The organism is Salinimonas iocasae (assembly GCF_006228385.1).
Classification (GTDB): Bacteria; Pseudomonadota; Gammaproteobacteria; order Enterobacterales; family Alteromonadaceae; genus Alteromonas; species Alteromonas iocasae.
In genome coordinates, this window is the sequence record NZ_CP039852.1 from 2,295,322 (window position 1) to 2,317,616 (window position 22,295).

At 48.1% G+C, this 22,295-nt stretch carries 20 protein-coding genes; 9 read left to right on the forward strand and 11 right to left on the reverse strand.

The genetic code is table 11. The features are described 5' to 3' along the window. On the reverse strand, nucleotides 1–819 hold the full coding sequence (locus FBQ74_RS10095) for an alpha/beta fold hydrolase (RefSeq protein ID WP_232371897.1): 819 nt from the start codon (nucleotides 817–819) through the stop codon (nucleotides 1–3). 89 nt (nucleotides 820–908) lie between these two features. On the opposite strand from FBQ74_RS10095, the gene FBQ74_RS10100 reads away from it, so the two are divergent. Next, nucleotides 909–1,724 carry an acyl-CoA thioesterase gene (locus FBQ74_RS10100; RefSeq protein WP_139756559.1) on the forward strand — a complete coding sequence of 272 codons (816 nt, stop codon included), beginning with the start codon at nucleotides 909–911 and terminating at the stop codon, nucleotides 1,722–1,724. Here the strand turns inward: FBQ74_RS10100 and FBQ74_RS10105 are convergent. Further along, a complete protein-coding gene (locus tag FBQ74_RS10105) occupies nucleotides 1,721–2,566 on the reverse strand; it encodes an HDOD domain-containing protein (RefSeq protein ID WP_139757930.1) in 846 nt (281 codons plus the stop codon). The two genes, FBQ74_RS10100 and FBQ74_RS10105, sit on opposite strands and share 4 nt — an antisense overlap. A gap of 124 nt (nucleotides 2,567–2,690) precedes the next feature. Further along, nucleotides 2,691–3,731 carry a 2-dehydropantoate 2-reductase gene (locus FBQ74_RS10110; RefSeq protein WP_139756560.1) on the reverse strand — a complete coding sequence of 347 codons (1,041 nt, stop codon included), beginning with the start codon at nucleotides 3,729–3,731 and terminating at the stop codon, nucleotides 2,691–2,693. A gap of 101 nt (nucleotides 3,732–3,832) precedes the next feature. Here FBQ74_RS10110 and FBQ74_RS10115 point away from each other — a divergent pair, with 101 nt between their 5' ends. Continuing rightward, the gene (locus FBQ74_RS10115) at nucleotides 3,833–5,065 is read left to right on the forward strand and encodes a glycosyltransferase (RefSeq protein WP_139756561.1); all 1,233 of its coding nucleotides are present in this window, start codon (nucleotides 3,833–3,835) and stop codon (nucleotides 5,063–5,065) included. Nucleotides 5,066–5,121: 56 nt separating this feature from the next. Beyond that, nucleotides 5,122–5,331 (forward strand): hypothetical protein, encoded by a 210-nt coding sequence (locus FBQ74_RS10120; protein WP_139756562.1) that lies wholly within the window; start codon nucleotides 5,122–5,124, stop codon nucleotides 5,329–5,331. A 233-nt stretch (nucleotides 5,332–5,564) separates the two neighbouring features. Here the strand turns inward: FBQ74_RS10120 and FBQ74_RS10125 are convergent, their stop codons facing one another. Together FBQ74_RS10125 and FBQ74_RS10130 are read right to left on the reverse strand one after the other, a co-directional pair. Continuing rightward, nucleotides 5,565–5,975, reverse strand: a complete 411-nt coding sequence (locus FBQ74_RS10125) for a SufE family protein (RefSeq protein WP_232371898.1) — start codon at nucleotides 5,973–5,975, stop codon at nucleotides 5,565–5,567. Continuing rightward, on the reverse strand, nucleotides 5,968–6,396 hold the full coding sequence (locus FBQ74_RS10130) for a DUF2750 domain-containing protein (protein WP_139756563.1): 429 nt from the start codon (nucleotides 6,394–6,396) through the stop codon (nucleotides 5,968–5,970). Before FBQ74_RS10130 ends, FBQ74_RS10125 begins: the two co-directional genes overlap by 8 nt. A gap of 175 nt (nucleotides 6,397–6,571) precedes the next feature. On the opposite strand from FBQ74_RS10130, the gene FBQ74_RS10135 reads away from it, so the two are divergent. Both FBQ74_RS10135 and FBQ74_RS10140 read left to right on the forward strand, forming a co-directional pair. Continuing rightward, a complete protein-coding gene (locus FBQ74_RS10135; protein ID WP_139756564.1) occupies nucleotides 6,572–7,429 on the forward strand; it encodes a hypothetical protein in 858 nt (285 codons plus the stop codon). After that, on the forward strand, nucleotides 7,422–7,877 hold the full coding sequence (locus FBQ74_RS10140) for a hypothetical protein (protein ID WP_139756565.1): 456 nt from the start codon (nucleotides 7,422–7,424) through the stop codon (nucleotides 7,875–7,877). Before FBQ74_RS10135 ends, FBQ74_RS10140 begins: the two co-directional genes overlap by 8 nt. 1 nt (nucleotide 7,878) lies before the next feature. Here the strand turns inward: FBQ74_RS10140 and FBQ74_RS10145 are convergent, their stop codons facing one another. Together FBQ74_RS10145 and FBQ74_RS10150 are read right to left on the reverse strand one after the other, a co-directional pair. After that, complete coding sequence (locus FBQ74_RS10145) at nucleotides 7,879–10,248, reverse strand: two-component system response regulator (protein WP_139756566.1); 2,370 nt, start codon at nucleotides 10,246–10,248, stop codon at nucleotides 7,879–7,881. 11 nt (nucleotides 10,249–10,259) lie between these two features. Further along, complete coding sequence (locus FBQ74_RS10150; RefSeq protein WP_139756567.1) at nucleotides 10,260–12,824, reverse strand: HWE histidine kinase domain-containing protein; 2,565 nt, start codon at nucleotides 12,822–12,824, stop codon at nucleotides 10,260–10,262. 77 nt (nucleotides 12,825–12,901) lie between these two features. On the opposite strand from FBQ74_RS10150, the gene FBQ74_RS10155 reads away from it, so the two are divergent. From FBQ74_RS10155 to FBQ74_RS10165, 3 genes are read left to right on the forward strand one after another with little or no spacing between them, the layout of a single operon-like run. Then, complete coding sequence (locus FBQ74_RS10155) at nucleotides 12,902–13,498, forward strand: biliverdin-producing heme oxygenase (RefSeq protein WP_139756568.1); 597 nt, start codon at nucleotides 12,902–12,904, stop codon at nucleotides 13,496–13,498. Between the two features lie 37 nt (nucleotides 13,499–13,535). After that, nucleotides 13,536–14,345, forward strand: coding sequence for an exodeoxyribonuclease III (xthA, locus tag FBQ74_RS10160; RefSeq protein ID WP_139756569.1), 810 nt, complete (start codon nucleotides 13,536–13,538; stop codon nucleotides 14,343–14,345). Between the two features lie 14 nt (nucleotides 14,346–14,359). After that, nucleotides 14,360–15,004, forward strand: a complete 645-nt coding sequence (locus tag FBQ74_RS10165) for an energy-coupling factor ABC transporter permease (RefSeq protein WP_139756570.1) — start codon at nucleotides 14,360–14,362, stop codon at nucleotides 15,002–15,004. 64 nt (nucleotides 15,005–15,068) lie between these two features. On the opposite strand, the gene FBQ74_RS10170 is transcribed toward FBQ74_RS10165, so the two are convergent. From FBQ74_RS10170 to FBQ74_RS10185, 4 genes are all read right to left on the reverse strand, one after another. Next, the gene (locus tag FBQ74_RS10170; protein WP_232371899.1) at nucleotides 15,069–18,668 is read right to left on the reverse strand and encodes a LamG-like jellyroll fold domain-containing protein; all 3,600 of its coding nucleotides are present in this window, start codon (nucleotides 18,666–18,668) and stop codon (nucleotides 15,069–15,071) included. A 58-nt stretch (nucleotides 18,669–18,726) separates the two neighbouring features. Continuing rightward, on the reverse strand, nucleotides 18,727–19,338 hold the full coding sequence (locus FBQ74_RS10175; protein ID WP_139756572.1) for a hypothetical protein: 612 nt from the start codon (nucleotides 19,336–19,338) through the stop codon (nucleotides 18,727–18,729). A 277-nt stretch (nucleotides 19,339–19,615) separates the two neighbouring features. Beyond that, nucleotides 19,616–20,176, reverse strand: a complete 561-nt coding sequence (locus FBQ74_RS10180; protein WP_139756573.1) for a phosphoribosyltransferase — start codon at nucleotides 20,174–20,176, stop codon at nucleotides 19,616–19,618. A gap of 94 nt (nucleotides 20,177–20,270) precedes the next feature. After that, complete coding sequence (locus tag FBQ74_RS10185) at nucleotides 20,271–21,473, reverse strand: lipoprotein-releasing ABC transporter permease subunit (protein WP_139756574.1); 1,203 nt, start codon at nucleotides 21,471–21,473, stop codon at nucleotides 20,271–20,273. 202 nt (nucleotides 21,474–21,675) lie between these two features. Between FBQ74_RS10185 and FBQ74_RS10190 the strand changes: the two genes are divergently transcribed. Then, nucleotides 21,676–22,275: a PilZ domain-containing protein gene (locus tag FBQ74_RS10190; RefSeq protein ID WP_139756575.1), complete on the forward strand. Its 600-nt coding sequence runs from the start codon at nucleotides 21,676–21,678 to the stop codon at nucleotides 22,273–22,275. Nucleotides 22,276–22,295 lie beyond the last annotated feature (20 nt).

The following is a 22,295-nucleotide window of genomic DNA, read 5'->3' on the forward strand; positions in this document are numbered from 1 at the left end:
TTAAGCGCTTCGCGACTCTGATTGCTTTTCCCAGCTTGCTATAATTTCAGCGATTTTATCGGCCAGCGCCTTGGGGTGCTCAAGCGGTAACATATGTCCGCCGGGCATTTCCTCATGCACAATATCATTTTGGCTGATAAATCGCTGCCAGTGTTCCTCTTTACAAACTTCAGATTGCTGACCAGTAATAAGAACCCCCGGACAGTTCAGCTCGCCTTTAAAACTATCCATATTATGCGGAATATTACGAAATATATCGGCTTCAACCTGCGCATCGAATGTCAGAGTTTGCTGGTTTCCATCCACCGCAGTTGCAGACTCGACATAATCCGCCACACACTCTGGCTGCATGTTTTTAAACAATGCTTTGCCTTTAAAATAGGCAACCAGGTCCTCATCGACTGACCACTGAGTATTTCGGTTTTGAGCCAGGCGGGCTGGTGTAATTTTATCGATATACGATGTTAGTTTGGCAGCTTTAACAATGTGTCGTTTAGGCCCGGTCACCAGTGGCGGGTCGATGAGAACGACCCCTTTGAAGGAAGCCGGGTACCGGCAGGCAGCGATAAATGAAATAACAGCCCCAAACGAATGACCTACCGCGTATACCGGAGCCCCCGCCGAATTGCTGTAAACATAGCGGTGTAATTCTTCTGCCTGATTTGACCAGTTTGAATTAACCGGCAACTCACTGTCATGCCCGAACTGCGGCTTGGCGAGGATCTGCCAGTGCGCAGGTAGATAGCTGAACAGCTTTTTATAACTTCCGGCAGGAAAACCGTTTGCATGTGCAAAGTGCAGTTGGACTGATGAAGACAAGGAAACCTCCGGTGCGCTGAAAAAGGCCATTGGCGAACGGCCAGCCTTAATGTAGGATATCACAACCTACTCATCAGACCAGAATAACTATGCATATTGATGAACTTCTGACGCTTCCTCAGCCTGAATGGATAAGTGATGATAAAGCCGTGTTCTATGCGCTGACAATCAGTGCGGACTGGGGTCAGGGAAGAACCGCTTTTGGTGGGGCCACCGCGGGGGTTTTGTTTACTGCAATTAACTCTCTGGTTGGTGATGACCGTGTACTGCGGGCTTTTAATACCAGCTTTGTGGGTCCTATTACCCTGGATGCGCCATTCGATGTGCAGGTGTCAAAACTACGCGAAGGTAAGAATGTTAGCCACTTCCAGGGCCAGATTCTACAAAATGGCAAAGTATGCGTTGCCAGTCAGGCCTGCTTTGGGGTTGGCCGCACATCGAAAATACGTGTAGAAAACCATGAAGTTCATGCCATGGCGCCGCCGCGCAAAGCGCAGTTTATTCCACAGATACCGAAAGTAACGCCAAAATTCCTACGACACTTTGATCTGGCTATTGCCGAAGGTGGCGTGCCCTTCACGGGTCGTCAGACTCACCATTATCATGGGTTTATGCGCTTTACTAAAGCCCCGCAAACGCTTACTGATGGTCACCTGATTACAATGATCGATGCCTGGCCGCCTACGTTACTTCAAATGATGAAATGGCCTGCACCAGCCAGTACGGTGACCTGGAATATTGAATTTATCCACCCTCACCGCCCGGTTTCCGGCGAAGACTGGTTTGCCTATCAGGCGCATACCAGACAGGCGGCCGATGGATACGGGCATACTGAGGCGACAATCTGGGATAAAGACAATGAGGTAGTAGCGATCAGTCGTCAGACCGTTGTCGTTTTCGACTAATACAATACAAAAGCGCTGGGGTTGAACAATGCAATGACACTTATGCATTGCAGGTTCGTAATATCCAGCGCATCTTCCAGATCGTCCCGGTCAAGATTAAGAGATTCATGCATGTGCGCGTGCAGATTGCTGTAGCCGGGATAAACTTCCGGGTACACATTATCCAGCGCCAGCGTGTAGCTAAGCTGCAAAATGCGCTGCTCTTCGGGCGCGGAGTCAGATAACTCGTCATGCAAATGATTTACCGGGTCGTAGATACATGACGGAATAGCCCATTGCCTGACCAGCTCAGCCGACAATTGTGCATAGGTGAACCCCAGTACTGCCTGCTGTAACTCCGCGGGACTCACCCGGGCATTAAACCGCTGACAACGCTGCGCTTTGTCAGGAAACATCGACACAACCACCAGCTCACCGATATTGTGCAGGAGTCCTGAGACAAAGAGTCGCTCGGGCTCTCTGATTTTTTTGGTTTCGGCAAGATATTTCGCCAGCAGTGCGCAGCTAACGCTTTGCTCCCAAAACTTATCCAAATCGATGATACGAGACTCAATCTCGCTGAAAGCATGACTGATCCCGTAGGCCAGAGCGAGGTCGTATGCAGCCCGTGTTCCAATAACCTGGAGAGCTCTTGAAATGGTGTCAATGCGACTAGGGAACCGATACAGCGCGCTGTTAGCGACTTTGAGAATCTGTGCTGCCAGCGCCGGGTCGAAGGTGATTATCTCGGCAACATCATCAATACTTGCGGCCTCGTCGTCCATACACTCCTTAAGACGGGTTACCGCCTCGGGCAGCGCATACACATCTTTGGCGTTAGCGGCAATTTCCTGCAGTTTCATCAAGTATACTCCTCGGTAACCTCTACAGCTATGAAGACAGCGTTGTCTGCATCGCGATATCCCGGTCTGAGTGTTATACCTTAACTGTATGCGTAAATCAGGTATTCAGCCACTAACCTGCTTATCAAATTTTGTAACTGCTTTTTTCCAAACGCTTTATTTCTATCTCGTTGTGTAGCTCACTGGCACTCATTGCAGCGTACCGGCCTGTCTCGCGCCGCTGCTTTTCTGCATCATGTATCAGGTCGATGATAACTTTATTCGCCGGACAATAATTTCTGGCAATGACTCCCTGGCGCACAACTTCGCCGTTCAAATCCTCAATCTCTGTCGCTTTGCCTCGCTGTAAATCCCACCACATGGAGGTGCGAACGGTCGGGTCAATATCCAGCATTTTGCGGGCCACACGCCGAAAAAGAAAATTAGGTAAACACAGTAAGAAAGGGAGCCACTTGCCATCAATACGTGTAACTTTCGCTACAGCAATACGGTTAACGCTGGCGACCTCCAGCCATTCGCGCATAAGCTCTGCAATAATTTTGCGATAGCCCCTGTCCTCCAACATCGTTTTCACCGGCAGGTCAGACAATGCATTCACAGCGTTACTAAGATTTAGCTGAAGCTTCGCCGCCTGAACAGCACTGATATCTGAAGTAAAGCGTAACGAAAGCAACGGATGCTGCATTGCGCCAGAAAAGCCGGGTAAGACGCGCTTTATTTCTCTTGGCAACGTTAAGGGTCCCTCGGAGCCTCGGTGTAAGGTACCATCGTCCAGTCTTACTACGTTAAAAGGCACTACCGCGCTGAACACTTTACGCCCGGGCAGTGCAGCCCGAATCTGATGTGCCGCGCGAAGACCGTTCTGACAACAGACAATACTGGTTTTAGGACCGGTCACCGACTTAAGCGCCTGAGCAGCGCGGGTAAGGTCTGTACATTTTACGGTAAGCCAGATAACCTCCGGCGCATCATCATTATGCTGATTAAAGGCAGTAACGGCAGGAGCTGTAGCGTGGTTACCCAAAAAGTCTGACAGCTTTACGCCTGCCGCCAGTGCGCTTAGCTGCGTGTCCCGCCCTATCGCGGTTGTTCTGTAGCCGTTTATCGCCAATACGCCGGCCAGATAGCTGCCCACCAGCCCGGCGCCGAACACCAAGTGCGTCATTGTCAAATTGTCCCTGTCTTTATCTCATATCAGCATGCCCTTTATTGTCCTGTTTTGCTATATTTGCACTCCTTTGTTTTATCAAGAGTTAAACTGGTTTGATGAGTTATCACCTTGTCGTTATCGGCTACGTATGGCCTGAGCCAAATTCTTCCGCTGCCGGCGAAAACATGATGGGGCTGCTCACTGCATTTACGCAAAACGGATGGCGCGTCACATTTTTAAGCGCAGCCGCCGAGTCTGCGCATATGGTCGATCTGCCTGCACTGGGCATTCAGGTAAAACACATTAACGTTAATTGCAGCGAGTTTGATTCTCTGATTCGCGTGCTGGCACCTAACGCGGTAGTGTTCGACCGCTTTATGATTGAAGAACAATTTTCCTGGCGAGTCAGGCAACAATGTCCTGAGGCTGTTCGAATCATCAACACAGAAGATCTTCATAGTCTGCGACATGTGAGACAACAATGTACTAAAGAAACAGGGAAATCAGAGCACGGACCGGTCCCCTTTGACAACGAAATGGTACAGCGTGAAGTGGCAGCAATACTTCGCAGCGACCTTTCACTGCTGATATCTGAACCAGAAATTGAATTACTCACCACTCATTTTTCAGTTGATGCTGCTCAGTTGTGGCACCAGCCACTTATGATTGCTGAAGATGTCACGCCACAGGAGTCTGATGTAACACGCGCTGGCTTTACCTTTATCGGTAACTATCGGCATGCGCCAAACTGGGATGCACTGCTTCACCTTAAGCAAACATTGTGGCCGCAAATTCGCGCCGCCATACCCCAGGCGACTCTGCATGTTTATGGTGCTTATCCGGGAAAAAAGGTAACTAACCTGCATAATCCCAGACAGGGATTTTTGATTGAAGGCTGGGCACCCAATGCCCGGCAAGCGTTAAAAAAACATAAGGTTATGCTCGCCCCGCTACGCTTTGGTGCCGGTGTGAAAGGCAAACTTATCACCGCGATGCAATGTGAGTTACCCAGCATTACCACCCGCATTGGCGCTGAGGGGATTGCCAGCGCTGAAGACTGGCCAGGCGCAGTAGCGACCACTGACGAGGACTTCGTGCAGCACAGCGTTCGTATTTATCGCAATACTGAAAGCCAGGCAGAAGCCATTGAAAAAGGTCATCGTGTGCTGAGTGCTAAATACGACACCCGGACACATCAGGACGCGCTGGCAGAGAAAGTATTAACGTTAGTCAACAATACAGAGCAACATCGCGCCCCCCTGTTTTATCAGCACTTGTTGTGGCATCAGAGCCTGCGTGCAACACAGTACATGTCGCAATGGATAGAGGCGAAACAAAACCGTAACTGAGCCGAACCGCGTTTTTTTTGCTATACCTTGTATAGCGCTTAAAAAAGGTAACCGTGATGAACACGCTCAGGGCCATTCTTCTACTGGCTGTACTCTGCATCTCTTTTCCGGCAAAGGTTGCATCGCAGGGACATACTGAAGCGGTATTGTTATGTCACGGTTTAGGCGAAACGGTAGGCATGATTTACGATCAGCGTGAAAACGGCGTTTCTGATGAGAATAACAGGGGCCTGGCTATTCTTGAGCAGCTTGAACAGGAGTTGTAACAGGATCTGCTACCGGTCGTTGATAAATTCCTTGAAAATACCACGCCATTACCCGCGGCCTGGCGGGCCACCCTTTTCACTCACGCCTGTCTGTATAACTACACTGAAGATACAGAACAAGTCGTGTTAATGAGCCAGCTGATAAATCAACAATGTAACCTTAAACGCACTGAAGCATCATGTATTGATAAGGTGTTTGCCAGCCTTCCCAGCCATCAAGTTATCTGACCAGGCTACTGCAGAGTGAATGCCAGCGTTTTAAGTCTGGAAATAACCTGCGTGATGCCATCGGCACGTGACTGACTTAAATGTCGTGATAAACCGATTTGGTCAAGGTAAAGCGCAAAGTCGAACGTAAGCACTTGTTCATACGTCAGTGCATTAGCTTTTTCAAGCAGAACAGCCAACACCCCTCTGATGATCTTGGCATCTGACCATCCCTGAAAGCAGGCTGTTTTGTGGCTCGCTTCAGATGCCCATAAATAGACCAGACTCTGACACCCTGCAACCTCATTGTGCGCAATGGCATTAGTGCTATCGGGGGCTGATAACGTTTTCCCGGCAAGCATTATCTGTCGGGTAACGTTATCCCAGCCTTTCGCACCAGAGACTGACCGGGCCAAAGGAAGTAACTTATTATCCACGTTTGTTGTCACTCTCAAATAAGCTGTCGCTCAGCTCATCAGCACTCAACACGACCCCGGCATCCTCATCCGTCGGGAAAAGCAGCAAACCAATATTGTTTTTTTGCAGGCCCGGTAACCACGTTTCACAAAAGTCATCCAGAGAAACATTGGCAGGTTCACTGTCCTGACTATTGGCAGGCGCCCAAAGGTGAACCAGATCTTTGTGCGGCCATAATGGCAGAATTGCACTGAAATCTGCCACTGCTTCTGCCTGGTCAGGGGCAATCATCACATAACCGTCGCGGCCCTGCTTCATCCAAATCTGCCCGGCTTTTTCGACATAATGTAAAAACAGTTCCTGTCGCTGACTGGCATCAAGTGAGGCTGCCTGCTTTACTATAGCAGATGACAAGGTAGTGGTAATGGTTTCAGGAAACACCTGGCGACTCCGATTGTGACTGATGCGGCATTATAAAGAGGAAACCGCCGAACCGCCAACTATCATCGCTCAGTCACATGATCGTATGAAAGTCTTTGGCTAGCAAAGAAATTTAATTTAACCAGCGTACGGCACGTGGTAATCTTAACGCCGATTTTGCAGTGTATTAGTGAAGATGGATTCAGAGTTTTACTTAACGTCTAATAACAATCATAAAACGTTGCCTCTGACGGAGGAGCAGTTTAAAGAACTTAAGCGAGCGCGCAAGCGTCTTTCGCTGGTTCATGCTGTGTCACACAAATACCGTCTGGTTCTGTCTAATTATCGGATTATTGATCAGCATATGGCGCAGCTTGGCGAATTATATGCCTCGCAATACAGCGTTGAAGATATCGAAAAGCTTAAACCTCAGCTTAATGCCAGTATCAATAATTACGTATTAAGCGCAAGAATTTTCACCAGCCAGTTGAAGCGACATATACAAAGCTGTCTGCCAACTGAACGTGAGCGTGTTACTGAGCTCAGTGAACTCATGGACCGGCTTTATCAGCGCTCTTTTGCGTATCGTTTTGTCGATGCTATGTATGACTATGTCACCTACTACGGACTGAGTTTCCACGCTTTTCATTGTCAGTCGGGTATTATTCTAGATGAAGACGGACAACCGCAGCGCCGTTTTGATTTCAAAGCCTATATTGAACGCGAGTATATCGGCGGCCCGGCGGATTTCAGAGCCTCTGTGCTTGAAGAAACGCCCGAACGCATTGATGTATTGCAGCTATTGGCTGAATTCAATACCTGTTTGGGTGAATTGCATGCCAGTGCCATGAAAATGGTGCAGACCGTAATGAATGATGCTGAAAGTATGGTGCGGGAATTTGTTAACGTCTTTATCGGGCAGTTCGGCGCCCAGCATGCAAACATTTTTGTGGTACATAAAACGCGCGCGTTTGGCGATAAGGTTTATGAACGCTTCCCGCTTTCTATGTATCTGGATAATCGTCTTTTGACAGGAACCGGCGACGATGACTGATCATACTAAGCCACTGCAGCTTCCTATCGAATACGAAAGCAACGATATTATCAGTATAAACTATCGGCATTTTTCTTTATGGCTGCGAGAAGACTTGCTCAAGCCACTCTCTGGCGTAGTAACTGAGATAGAGTTCGAGTGGAGCGATAATACCAAACAGAATAATTTTCATACGCATCTGAATAATATTGCACATTATGCGCTGGAGATTATGGCGCTGATAAATAAAACACTACGCGCTGAAAACTGCAAAATTATTTATTGTGAGGTGAATAAATTTGCCTGTTCCGTTTCTTTGGTTGCGCCGTTACCTCAGGTTGTTTACCAAGGCCTGCAGAGTATGCCCTGCCCCGACCGCTTTGCGTTGCCGTTAATGACGAATCACGAAATATCAGCCACGGAATTTGTCGCTGACCGCCGTAAAAAGTGCAATCCTAAAACCGCCTGAATCAGGCGGTTATCTGTGACTGCTCACGGATTTCTGGTAAAAGCTCATTGATGGTTTTAGGGCGGGAAAATAAAAAGCCCTGCATCAGATCGCATCCTGCCTGTCTGGCAAAATTTGCGTGAGCTTCTGTTTCAATTCCTTCCAGAAGAACGGATTTACCCAATCTGCTGCACATCTGAATCAGTGTATCGATGATAACGCGCTTGGTTTCCCCACTATTTTCGGCAGGCAACAGAGATTTGTCCATCTTCACAATATGCGTATAAGGCTCGGTCAGTTCAGACACCGATGCGTAGCCCGAACCAAAATCGTCAATGGCTATGGTAAAGCCGGCAGCAGCAAGCTCGCGCAGGATCCGGCGGGTACCTATGTCATGCATAGCGGACTCGGTAACCTCAAGGACGATGTCGTCGGCACTGATTGAGAACTCATCCAGAAAGCTCATAAACTGCTTAACCAATTCCGTGGAGTTAAGCTGAAGAATCGACACATTGACATGCACTTTGACATGGCTTAGCCCTTCTTCTTTCAGTAAGGAACTGGCAATACATACCTCGCGCAGCATTTTCAGCCCAAGTTCGTTGATAAGACCGGTTTCCTCAGCTATGGGGATAAATGAGTCGGGATGGATGTCGCCGATTTCCTGACTTTTCCAGCGGCATAACGCCTCCAGTGCTACGATATTACCATATGAATCAACGATTGGCTGATAGGCAGCGTAAAGTTCGTGATTAATAATGGCATCAAGTAACCCCTGCTCGACATACAGGCGGTATTCAATAGATTCGCTTTGTTCTGCGGTATAAAAAACGACCTGGCCCTTACCCTTTCGCTTAGCTTCGTACATGGCAATATCAGCATGTTTAAGCAGCTCGTCTGCATCCTTGCCGTCGATCCCCTCGGCCACACCAATACTGGCACCCACAGTTAGCGTCAGGTCACTGACAATAATAGCCTCGTCAAAGGCGTTCAGTAGACGCTGACTTAACTTATTTAAATCATCACTTTGCTGAACCAGGACGACAAACTCATCACCACCATGCCGAATCAGCGTATCGTTTTCGCGAATAGAATGCTTTAGCCGCATCGCACATTCGCAAAGCACCTCATCTCCGACATCATGACCGTGTGTATCATTGATTGCCTTAAAGCCATCGAGATCAATAAAAATGAGCGCCTGAATATTATCACTGAAAATACTGTCATTCAGTGCCAGCTTCAGATAATTGCGATTCCCCGCGCCGGTCAGAGAGTCGGTAAACGCCAGAGATTCAAGCTGTTTTTCAGCACGGGTAAGTTCAGTAATGTCAGAAATTGTGGCTACAAACTTTTCGGACTCGGTATTCTGCGTAAGCTCTGTAACAGTGAGTAACGCCGGAAACTCATCACCGCGCGCATCGTGAAGATGAATTTTATCGCGCAGCATTTTCTTTTTCCCGCGGTTACGGGCAATCGAAAGCGGATCAATACCAAAATCAAACAGGGATTTACCTACCAGGCTATCCGATGATACGCCTATCAGATCCGCTAATGCGCGATTGCAATCGAGCACGGTGAAATCTTCAGCCAGCACCGCCACACCTTCCGCCAGTTGGTCGAAGATTATGCTGGAGAGTCGCAGTTTTTTACTTTGACGTTGGCGCTCGGTAACATCAATGACCGCACCGATATTCACCTGCTCGTTGTCTACATCGATTTCGCTGAATACGATATCCAACCAGGTATCATCATCAGGATCAATGCATAGCGTTTTATGCAGGCTTTTACCCTGAGCAATACTATCGATGACATCCTGCTTATCATTATCATCAAACAGCGCTAAGAACGTATCCAAATCAATGGATGTGGAGGCGCCAAATTGATGTTGCAGACTTTTAGCGCCAGTAAATGTGAAAGAGCGACCACTGCCATCCAGCTCCATTACGCCCATCTTTGCTGCCTCTGCAGCGACTTTAAAGCGCTTCTCACTGTTACGGGCCTGTTCCTCTAACGCAAATCGCTTAAGCGCAGTCTCGCAGGTTACTTTGATAGTCTTAACATCAAATGGCTTTACGACATAGCCATAGGGCGACACGCTAAGGGCATCCTGCAATGTGTTATCGTCGGAGTAAGATGTTGTAAATACGACCGGAACAGCCCGGTTCTGTGTAATACTGCGGGCAGCTTCAATGCCGTTACTACCATCTGCCAGATGAATATCCATCAGGATGAGCTCTGGATTGGTTTTTTCTGCCATGTCCAGTGCCTGCTCTTTTGATCTTGCCAGACCCACCACCTGTGCGTTTAGCGCGGACAGTTCTCGGGCCAGGTAAGTGGCGGCGATGGTAGTGTCCTCGACGATAAGAACACGTTTGTTTTCTAGTAAACTCATAACAGCCTTATTTACTGGTCTTCAGACAGCTGACGCAATGTATCGAGTAAAACATTATCAGGTACTGGCTTAGTCAGAAGTGGTATGTTTTTCAACGATTCTGGCAGTGGTAATGCATCACCGTAGCCGGTAACGATAATGCTCGGAATTCCAAGCGTTACGGCTTTTTGAACGAACTCAAATGTTGTTTCTTTGCCCAGATGTACATCAGAAATCAATAGGTCAGGCTGCTTTTCTTTGAGTTGTTGTTCCGCCGTTGAGAGATTACCAGCTACACCTACCTCACTGACGCCTATCGCTTTTAGTTTCTTTTGAATATCTAATGCAATGACCAGGCTATCCTCAACCACCAGGACTCGCTTCGGCAGACAGATAAGTCTATTTTCAGTAGTACTGTCTTCAATAACGCCTTCGTCAGACAACGAGGAATCTGACAAATATCTTGCCGGAATACGAATATTTGCTTCAACACCGGTAGGCGCAAATTCAATATCCACATTGCCGTCTAATTCATGGGGAATCGTGTTTCGGATGAGAATCATGCCGAACCCTTCCCGCTTAGGAGCCGCCACCGGAGGCCCGCCTGACTCGCGCCAGTGAATTCCCATGCCGCGCTGCTTATCGACCTCCCACTCTATGGTCACCAGGCCTTTGGTCTGTGAGTTCGACAGCGCGCCATATTTAGCGGCATTGGTAAACAATTCGTGAATGGCCAGCACGACCGGTGTGGTGGCATCAGGCTTTAAGGCAACATCAGGTCCTTCAAATTTAATCGTGTTTCCCTGATGCGCATAAGCCTGAATCTCGGTCTCCAGAAGTTGTCGGAATGACACATCGTTCCAGTGAGACGCGGTCAGCTGATCATGAGCAGACGCCAGTGCCATCATCCGTCCTGACAATATCCGTACAAAATCTTCGAGGTCTCTGTCCGCCTGCTCTGTCTGCATAACTATCGCGTTAACCAGGTTCAGAATATTGCGGACCCGGTGATTAAGCTCAGAAATGAGCACTTCATGCTTGCGACTGGCCCGCGACTGTAATTCGCTGCGCTCCTGGAAGTGCCGGATGATAACTTCCAGTAAGGTGACACGTAATGAATCGCCGCTGCGTACATCCACATCTGACCAATGCTCGCATCTGTCATCATGAGTCTGCTGCCACAAGGCGAAACTGGAGCGCGGGATTAGACGGCTACCGTTAGGCCCGAATGATACCGGCTTTTCAGGGTTACCCGCCCAGTTAACGGTTTGCGTTTGCGCCATTCGGAAAAACAGTAAATAGTCCCGGGGACTTTTTGATACCGGGATCGCAAGAACGCCGGCAATTTTATCACTGCTGGTATCGTAGTTTTTCAACACTTTTTCCAGGCTATCCACAGTGATCACCTCACTGGACGCCTGGCGATTTAAATAGCGGGTTAGCTGATGCACCCAGTCAGCGCTAAGTGCTGTACCCGCGGTGCGATAATCTTCATCTATTACTGCCCCAATGCCATCGCACTGAATCAATGCGCGCATAGTATCAAACTGCTTTTCCAGCAAGCCGAGCAACGAGCCTTCACTACCAATGCTGGCCATAACCTGATTATGAACATTACGCACCCGGTTTGACTCATCCTCACGCTCGCGCATTAACCGCGACGATAATTCCAGCGAAAAAACCTCAGCGAACAATTCAAGTTCTGTGCGTACAAAATAAGACGGGATTAACGGACTGTAATGATGGCAGGCAATCAACCCCCATAGCTTGCCGTTGATAATCAGGCTCACCGACATTGAGGCTTTTACGCCCATATTTTTCAGGTATTCAATATGAATGGGCGATACAGCGCGTAGCGTTGAGAAAGACAAATCAATACTGTCTTCAGCATCTTCTGCTTCAGGCAGAATCGGAACCGGCTCGCTATCTACATCATGAATTACACGCAGCAGGTTTTTCAGATAAAGCGCACGGGCCTGCTTCGGTATGTCCGAGGCGGGATAACGCAGTCCGAAAAATGAGTCAATATTTTCATTTTTCGCTTCAGCAATAACTTCGCCGGCGCCATCAGGCAGAAACTGGTAGACCATAACCCGGTCGTAGCCGGTGAGAAACTGTATATACTGCGCAGTGCTGTTGATAAGCTCCTGACTATCCGAATACCGATGAAACTGACTGAGCATTGAGCGCACAAAAGAGTCTTCCGGTACCCGATCGTCAGTGATCTTTTCAAACTCGATAATGATAAAAGTACCATTATGATGGATTGAGATATCTACTGGCACACCGGTAGCTTCGATAGCTCTTGAAAACAAGCGTTCATTTCGCCCGGTAATGGTAGAAGCCTGATAGGCAGAGCGAATATCGTGTAATGTCTGAGGGTCAATCCAGTTTTTCAGGGGAGAGGCGATGACATCGTCACTATCGGCACCAAAGTAATCATTGGTGTTTGCCGAGCTATACGCAATTATCCAGTCGAAACGGAGTGCAATAAAGCAACCAAAACCCTGTGTGTGGCCAAGTAGATGAATAGGTTCTCTATCACAGTTAGTCAGATCGACAGATTTGTCTACATCAATAAAATCAGAATTTTTCATACTTCATTTTCTACTGCATAATGGCGTAGGTATCTCCTACACGACGAAGATAACTAAGGATCAAGACGTACAATCCTATGACTACTTTTTTTACTGAACTCAAGCGTGGCACCGCTGCATCCCATACTGCGCTGGAAGCAACCTACCCGTTTTCAACGATGATGAAACCTGCGGTTTTTGACCGTCAGGCTTATACTCAAAATCTTTTGATTTTAGCCAGTTTTCACAACTGTGTCTCAAATTTTATACAAAATATTGAAAATTCCGAATTGCTGAGTGAATTCATCGACACTGACGCAGTAATGCAAGCAATCAGCCATGACCTGATTGCACTGGGTCGTCAGCCGGACTTCCCGGATTTCCCGCTTATCTCGTCTGCTGAGTCGCCTGAACATGCTCTGGCCGGCGCCTACGTCTGGATGGGCTCATCAATGGGTGCCAGAATTCTCTATCGCTGGCTGAATCACGCGGGTTATGAAGATTTTCCGACAGCGTATTATCAACAAATGATTGCCCTGGGTCAGCGCTGGCCTGAGTTTGTCGAGCATGGCCTTGATTACGTGCAGCAACATAAGCTTGATGTCGATGCATGTATTGATATTGCTAATCAGCTTTTTGACGGGCTTCAGGTATGTGCGAATACCCTTTCCCATCAAAAACACCATCCGGCGTGATACCTTTACAATTATAAACAGACAGTTGCAAAAAATTATGAAATTTATCTCATTTAACATCAATGGCATCCGGGCACGCTTACACCAACTGCAGGCTATTATCGACAAACATGCGCCGGACGTTATTGGCTTACAGGAAATTAAGGTACAGAACGAACAGTTTCCCGAAGAGGCAGTGCGTGATATGGGATATCATGTATTTTATCACGGTCAGAAGAGTCACTATGGCGTGGCGTTTCTAACCAAAAAAGCGCCAGATAATGTGCAGTACGGTTTTCCTACTGATGAAGAAGATGCGCAGCGCAGAATGATTATGCTGACATTTTCTGAAGGCAGAAAAAAGCCGCTGACAGTGCTTAACGGGTATTTTCCACAGGGCGAAAATCGCGACCATGAAACGAAGTTTCCGGCCAAGCGTAAGTTCTATGCAGACTTATCGAGCTACCTCACACAGCATCACACCAAAGACGACGATATCGTCGTAATGGGTGACTTAAATATCTCTCCGCAGGACATTGATATTGGTATCGGCGAGCAGAATAAAAAGCGCTGGTTACGCACCGGAAAATGTAGTTTTCTGCCTGAAGAAAGAGAATGGATCCAGAAACTCTATGACTGGGGGCTGACTGACAGCTTCAGAGATCAGCATCCCGACACGGATGATCAATACAGCTGGTTCGATTATCGTTCAAAAGGCTTCCTGGATAACCGCGGCCTGCGCATCGATCACATTCTGGCGACGCCTGACTTTCACGAGAAGTTAAACGAAACCGGTATCGATTATGAGCTAAGGGGTATTGAAAAGCCCTCTGATCACGCGCCGATTTGGGCTGTGTACGGCGACTGACCGGAGACCCTGATATGACTGCGCTGCAAACGGCTGCTCTGATAATCTTTGTGTTAAGTGTTTCCTACATTTATTCTAAAGCAGATATCAAAGGCGCATTTGCAGCATCGGGTACCAGACTCGCCATCGTTAATGCCACAGCATTGCTTCTGCTGTTCTGGTTGTTCCGGTTACATACTTCACTGGGGCCGGACATTCACTTTTTACTGACTACCGCATTAACGCTGACCCTGGGGTTCAGAATAGCAACGATTTGTGCAACATTTTGCCTGATAATAACCTGTATTGCTGGCAGCGTTTCGTGGTCAATGCTTGGCGTACAGGGCATCGCAACTATTCTGATACCCGTGGGACTGACCTACACAGTTTATGCTCTGTCGTTTCACAAAATCCCGCGAAACTTTCTGGTTTATATTTTTCTGTGTGCATTTCTCCCTGCCGCGCTGGCACTTGGGGCGGCCATGCTAACGCTTGCAGGCTACTATGTGCTGGACGGTATCTACGATTCATACGCAATAATCGACAACTATGTAATGATAATTCCCCTGATGCTCTTTCCTGAAGCATTGCTAAACGGAACCGCAATTACGCTGCTTGTGGTCTACAAGCCCGAGTGGGTATACACCTTTCACGACAAATTTTATTTTGATGACCAGTGAAAGCAAAGCATAAAAAAAAGCGGCCCGTAAACGGGCCGCTTTTTCAGTGTGCAGAGTCAGTTATTCAATTTGCTTGAGAAGATGAATAGAGTGCCTGAACATCCTGCGCAGAAATAGCATCATCGTAAATCTTCAGCTCATCGACAATACCATTATAGGGGGTATCCCAGAAGTTCACACCAATGCTCAGCCCCGTTGTTTCCTGATTAGAAAACACATCCGGAAATCCGGTGCCTTTATAGGCCTGAGCGCCATTCAGATAGACGGTAATCTCACCTTGCTCAACCACATATACAATATGTGACCAGGTGTTTACCGGTATCTGCTCTGCCAGCCCGGCATCGTACCACTGCGTACCCGACCAGATCATGGTGTTCTGCGACACGCCATCGTGACCCCGGGGTACCAGACTTACCCAGCTATCGGCTGACGCATAGCCAAACAGTGCAGATGTGAACATGGTCAGTTCAGTAGGGTTTAACCACAGCGCCACACTGTACCTGTCGCCCTGAATAATATTATCAGGCAATTTCACCCCGGACTGGCCATCCAGCATAAGCCCCATGCTGTCTATTCCACCAGTGAACGCAGGTGCACCACCTTCGGTGTTAAGCTGCGCCCCGGTGGGTATACCGGCTGCAAAATTGCCTGTGGCATCTTCTAACGTTAATGCGTTAAAGTTAAATTCAGCCACAGGTTGCACGGGCCCGAGCGAGCGCACAGTAACAGCAAATTCGCGCGTGACTTCCTTCCCTTCCAGGCTAATTGTTGCGGTTAACACGACTGTCGCATCGGACTCAGTTTCGCCAGGTCGGGTTACCTTACCCTGTGCGCTTATCACTTCAGGATTGGACGATGTCCAGCTGATTGATGATGCAAACAAGCCGGTGGCCGGAAGCATCAAATCTGACTTAATCGCATTGATATAACCCAAATCAAGCGCATTAGCCGCCTGTTCGAGCAACTGACTACCTGATTGTTTTTCAATATCCAGCGCAACAATTTCAGTTTGTGTTAGTGCATCATCATAGACCGCTAGTTCGTCAATAAGGCCCTGATATGGCGTATCCCAGTAGTTTACACCAAGGGTAAACACGCCGTCAGTGCCGCTAAATACATCATTAAAGCCGGTGCCTGAATACACCTGCTCACCATCGATATAAAGTCGTATCGCGCCGTTATCAACACTAAAGGCAACATGACTCCATGTATCCACAGGTATTCTGAACCCGGCCGAAGCGTCATACCAGGCAACGCTGCCGCGCCACAACATGGTATTGCCATCCCAGCTCCAGGGCACCAGGCTTATCCAGTTATCAACCGCTGACGCACCAAAGAACGCGGGTGTAAATTGGGACAACTGACTGGGATTCAGCCACATGGAGACGGTATAAGCGTTGTTATCAATCAAACCATCAGGCAGGCGAACGCCATTACCATTTTGTAACCACAGTCCCTGGTCATGCTGACCTGCCGTATACGATACATCGCCTTGCAAATTGTCAGGGGTACCGGTTACCGGGCGGCCTTCTGGCTGAATCTCTAACGAGTCTGTCAGGTCATTCTCAAACTGATAAAAAGCGACCCGGTTGTATAACTGCCGCGCCGGTACCTCAACAGTAAAGGTGCGCGTAAGGGTCTTGCCGTTTAGTGTAATGGTTGCTGTGATTGTTACGGTGGTATCTGACGAACCCGGTGCAGGACGCACAACACGACCATCGCTACTTACCACGCTCTCGTTATCTGAGCGCCAGTTTATTGTTGCCCCCAGCGCGCCGGTATCAGGTAGCACAATATCATTACTGGCAAGCGCGGGGACGCTAAGTGCATCGGCAGTGGCCTGAACAGCCTCCTCAACAGTCATACCAGGGATTTGAGTGCCCCATACCGACTCTCCTGTCACCGCCAGCGCTGTGAAAGTAGGAACCAGTTGCTGTATGTTATCGTTGAACTGCCACGCTGCAACACCTTCAAACGTGCCGACTTCATCAATCCATAGCGTCAGCCTGTTGTCCCCGCGAAGCCGGTAAGAACCGGTGAAGTCCCCACCGATACTGCCGTCGGTATTCAGTTGCAGATAACGGGAGACTTTGGCTTCACGGTTAATATCCTTTTCGTGATTAACAAACCGGTAAGTCCCGGTGAGATCGTGTCTGTCCACAATATTTTCACCGTCTATGGGGACATAACGATGTGGTGAGGCGACCAGCCAGTCATCATCATTGATGAACATCTCATGGACACGAATTTCATGGCCCTCTCCGCGGTCCGGGAATCGCGTGTGAAAAATAACATAATGATTACCGGTTTCTTCATCATAGAACGCCGAATTATGTCCCGGTGCCATATAGCCGTTGTCACTGCCAGGTTCGCCCGGGTTTACATCAAACACATGTCCTCCCATAAGCTTCACACCATAAGGCTCAATACTCGACCAGTTGCCACTGGCACCAAGCATATCCTGACCCTGCGCATCAACGAACGGTCCTGTCGGGCTTCTGGAGCGAGATATACGCATATTGTAGCCATCGTTTTGTTCATAGCCGCCAAAGGAAGTAAACAGATAGTAATAGTCTGACTCTGGGCTATAGAACATGTATGGGCCTTCTATCGCACTGTAGAAGCCTCCCATGATTTTTGTACCAAAGCCCTGACCTTCTAACGGTTTTCCGGTCTGTGGACTCATCTCCAGTACAAAAATTCCTCCGGAATAAGACCCGTACACCATCCACAACCGGCCGTTTTTACCATAGAACACATCCGGGTCAATTGCGTTCGGGTGATAATTTCCGTTGTAGGTTTCACCGTTGATGGCGGGGTTTTCATCGCCAATATGCCCGGAGCGTAAAAAGAGCCCTTTGTTCTCATAAGGCCCCTCAATATTATCGGATACCGCTACCCCAAGATAGGAACGTGAGGCGTCGCACAGATCGCTATCTACAGAGGCACAATGGTTGTAATAAAAATAATACCTGCCGTCTTCCAGCTGAATAACATCAGCTGCCCAGGAGCCTACTGTGCCGCCCGACCAGGCAATACCTTCTGCGGCTTCCTCTTCGTACGTATCAAAAAATGGAGAATTCTCTACCCCGTCTCCGGCCACGGAATACCAGTTCATCAGGTCTTCACTTTTTGCTGCGGCAAGATGCGACCCAAAGACATAATATTCACCGTTATCAAGCCTAATGACGGACGGATCGTGAACACTGGCATTATCAAAACTGATGGGCCCATTTACGGTAGGATCGGGTCTGCCCTGCTGAGAAAATTGCTGAACCTCAGCGTTGTAAGCCAGACGTGAACGCTGCATCGCAAAGCGAACGCGGATGGCCTGTGAAATCGAATTTACGTCAAAATACGGGGCACCGCTATCTGTCATACCATCGGCGTTTTCTACGGGGTGACTGCTATTGGTAATAACCAGGCGCAGCGTATCCTGAGATACTGCGCTATCTTGCAAATTAATCCGGTTGTCGGTATAAAAACCGCTACCTCTCACGTAGACCGGTTTTCCCTGCGCCACTGCTCCCCCTTCGACAGGTTGCCAGTCAGCCGAGGCAAATGAAGAAAATAAACCTGCCACTGCAATAGCACTTAGCCGTATTGACGCAGATTTGTGCCAGTGAGTTAACAGCGCATCCGAGGACAAAAAATTCATTGTCATAGCTCCTGATGAAATTAGTAAGAAAAGCCGACTACTAACTGACTTTATGTCTCGTGAATTAGCAGCCTTTACGCCGCAAAGAAATTAGCGCACCCAGCGCAAGTAATAAGCCTGTAGCAGGAGCAGGTACAGAGGCATACCCGAGTGAAATATCACCGACCGCTATACTGTCGGCAGGGATAAAATCGAAATCCATAACGCCAAATTCAAAGCTCACGGATTGCCCGGCCCATGTACTGATATCGAACAACCCACCAGCCGACAGGTCAATCACATTGTCAGTAGTAAGATCACGCAACTGAACATAGAAAAAGTCTGCAGCAGGATCGGTTAGCGATGCCTCTACCGTCAGTGCAAGCGTCTGTATATCTTCAGCAAGGGTCGCTTCCTGAAACATACTGACTGACCAGTAATCATTCATCGCATCCGATGACGTAGTTAACGTAACCTCATTACCTGACAGTAAAAAGTTGTCGCCGAACTGATTAAAGATATTGCCGGTCTCGGTACTGTCCATACCCGATAGGTAGTTGTAGGAAATAACCTCCCCGCTCCATCCAGAATAGCCGGATGAAAAATCGGTGTTCATTAGTCCGGCACTTGCTGTCTGTGTATTAAGCGCAAGCAATAAGCCAGCACCCAATATCCACTGTCGTTTTCCCGTTATCATTGTTTTGTCCCCAAAAGTGCATTTTCGTAAACGTAATATTGTATTACATTATTACCATGTCTAATTGTGACGCAAAAGTAAACAGCAAATAACAAAAAATTTACACGTACTTCAATGGTGAATAGCTATCGGGAAATGATCAGTCAATAGTGTGATTAAGAACAGACTCGCCTACCCTGGCTTCTTTCGCCAACTCGCCAGTCAAGGACTGTTACCAATGGGTTCAGGAAAGACAAAAGAGCCGGCGAGGAAGCCGGCTTTGGTGTAACGGATGGGTTTATTTGAACAGAATGTCCATGACATCAGAAAGCTCGGATTTTCCTTCCCGAATTTCCTCTTCGCTCAGACCGGCAATTTCATGAGGAAACACTAACCACTCATCAGATTGATTGATGTAGTAATCTGGAACAATGTCAGTTTTATTGTTCTGGGGCTTATACCATGGGCAAGCTATACGCATATCGGTAGGTGTGTTCAGGCGCATTAGCTTGTTTATTTGATTAATCAGCGCATCAACACTTCGGCCAGAATCAAACACATCATCCACAATAAGTAGCTTGTCGTTCGCATTCGCATTTTCAACCAGGTAATGCAGGCCATGTACGCGAATTTCTTTTGACTGCTTGTTAATCCCGTAATAAGAGGAGGTTCTTACTGCGATATGATCTGTAGGATTTTCTTTAAATTCAAAAAATTCCTGTACTGCGATCCCGATAGGAGCACCACCACGCCAGATCCCTACGATAAAATCGGGGCGAAAGCCGTCTTCATAGACTTTGGCTGCCAGACGAAAGGAATCCTGTAATAAAGACTGCGAGGTAATAAAATTCTTTTTCATGTGGCCTACCAACCTAAAAATAAAAGGACGGGGATTATAAGTAATTTAGCCTGGCGATGCACCCCAAAACTTTACGCGTAAAGGCCGGGTGCAATTAATCGTTCTGAAGTGCGGTGGCCGGTTGTGTTCGCATTGCCCGCATTGCCGGATACAAACTGGCCAGAAAACACAGCAGCAATGAGAACAAGGTATATACCGCCACCTGCGATACCCGTATGTCTACCGGTACGGCCGCACCGTCTGCGGATAAGGCCAGACTCACGCCCATCCATTCAAGTAGCGTATTGAGCTCAAGCGCGATGAGTACGCCAAGTATCAATCCAATTGCGGCACCTTTTACGCCGTTGAATACACCATTAAGTATAAAAACAGCCATCAACTTAGCCTGGCTCAGCCCCTGGGTCTGAAGAATCGCGATATCGCCCTGCTTTTCACTCACAACCATCACTAGCGCCGACACAATATTAAAGGCAGCTACCGCGATAATGAGAATGAGCATCAGAAACATCATGTTGCCTTCCATCTTCACCGCGTCAAATAACGGCCCCTGGCGGGTCCGCCAGTTTTCACTTTCAAAACCTGCTTCATCCAGTTGCATAACGGTCTGCTGGTAAGCAAAGGCATCATTAAGGAAAAGGCGATAGTCCGCCGGACTATCAGCGCTACGGCGCAACATCTTTTTCAAATCGTTTAACGACATGAAAATAATCTTTTCATCCAGCCGGGAGCCTACATTGTGTACCCCGGCGACCGTGACCAGCCGCTGGCTCGGCAATCTGCCAAACGGTGTATAAACACTGGCACCGGCCATCAGAATTCTGACCTTATCGCCTACTCCAACCTGCAACTGACGCCCCAGGGACTGGCTGATAATCACCGTAAAACTCCCTGGCGTCATTGAAGATAACTGTCCAAGTTGCATGCTGTTATCCAACACGCTGTTTTGCATATCTTCTGCCAGCACACCCTGTACCTGCACGCCACGCAAGCCGCTTTTTGACTGAAGCACGCCCTGCGCCTCTAAAAATGGCGATACCATTTCCACATTTTCCAGCCTCTCAAGCTGCATCGGATTGGTGTTATCAGAATGGCTGACGACAATATGAGGCACCAGCCCCAGAATACGGGCTTTTAGCTGTGCCTCGAAACCGTTCATCACCGATACCACAACAATCAGCGCCATCAGGCCAAGTGCAATACCGGCAACAGAAAACCGGTTTATAAAAGAGACAAAGCTGTTCTGTTTACCCGCGGTGGAATACCGCCAGGCAATAAAGGCTGATATCGGATGAAACATATCGGTCCGTCATTTGATCGAATTGATAGGTGGCAGCTTATTCACTTTAATAAGACACGTTACCCGGTCCCTCTGGCATGTGCTGCAGTAAGTGAAACAACAACGTCCTGGCGGGTCGTAACCGGCACTCAAAAATACTGATATACTCAGGTATAGTCTACGTGCAAGCGTGTAGTCCTACAAGAATTAGGTGGTAAACAATATGGACACTTTGTCGCTGGAAGAAAAAAAAGCGCAGTTCGATGAATTCTACGTCATTAACCACGAACTGAAAGCAAACATCAAACCCCTTGGCAGTGACGAGGAATTGCCGGCCTACTCTGAGCTGGAAGACGCCATGCCGTACGCATTTAGGATTGCCTCGGAGATGTCTGCACTGGATGCCGCTGCGCTAAGACCACTGAGGGGGTTAAGTGATCATGCGTCAGCGCTGGCAGACTATCTCAATCATCAGTCAAAAAAGATCGACTTGATGATGTCATATATACTTCACCAACAGGACGAACCAGAACACCGTTTTATCACCGTTAAATTTGGTGGTGGCGGTATTGTTGTTCACAGCCCTTCTTCCCTCGAGGTTGGAACAGCTGCACAAATCAAACTGTTTTTAAGTGAGGAAGCAGCTGCTATTTTTTGCTATGGCGAAGTTATTACTTGTCAGCAGAATGAAGATGATTACCATATAGCTTTTATTTTTACCCGCATACGCGAGCAGGACCAGGAATTACTGGTTCGGGCAAGCCTGCATTTGCAAACTTTACAGCTGCGTAAACGCGCTCAAGCCAGAGGCGACGACGACTAACCCAGAGTGTCGTTTCAGGC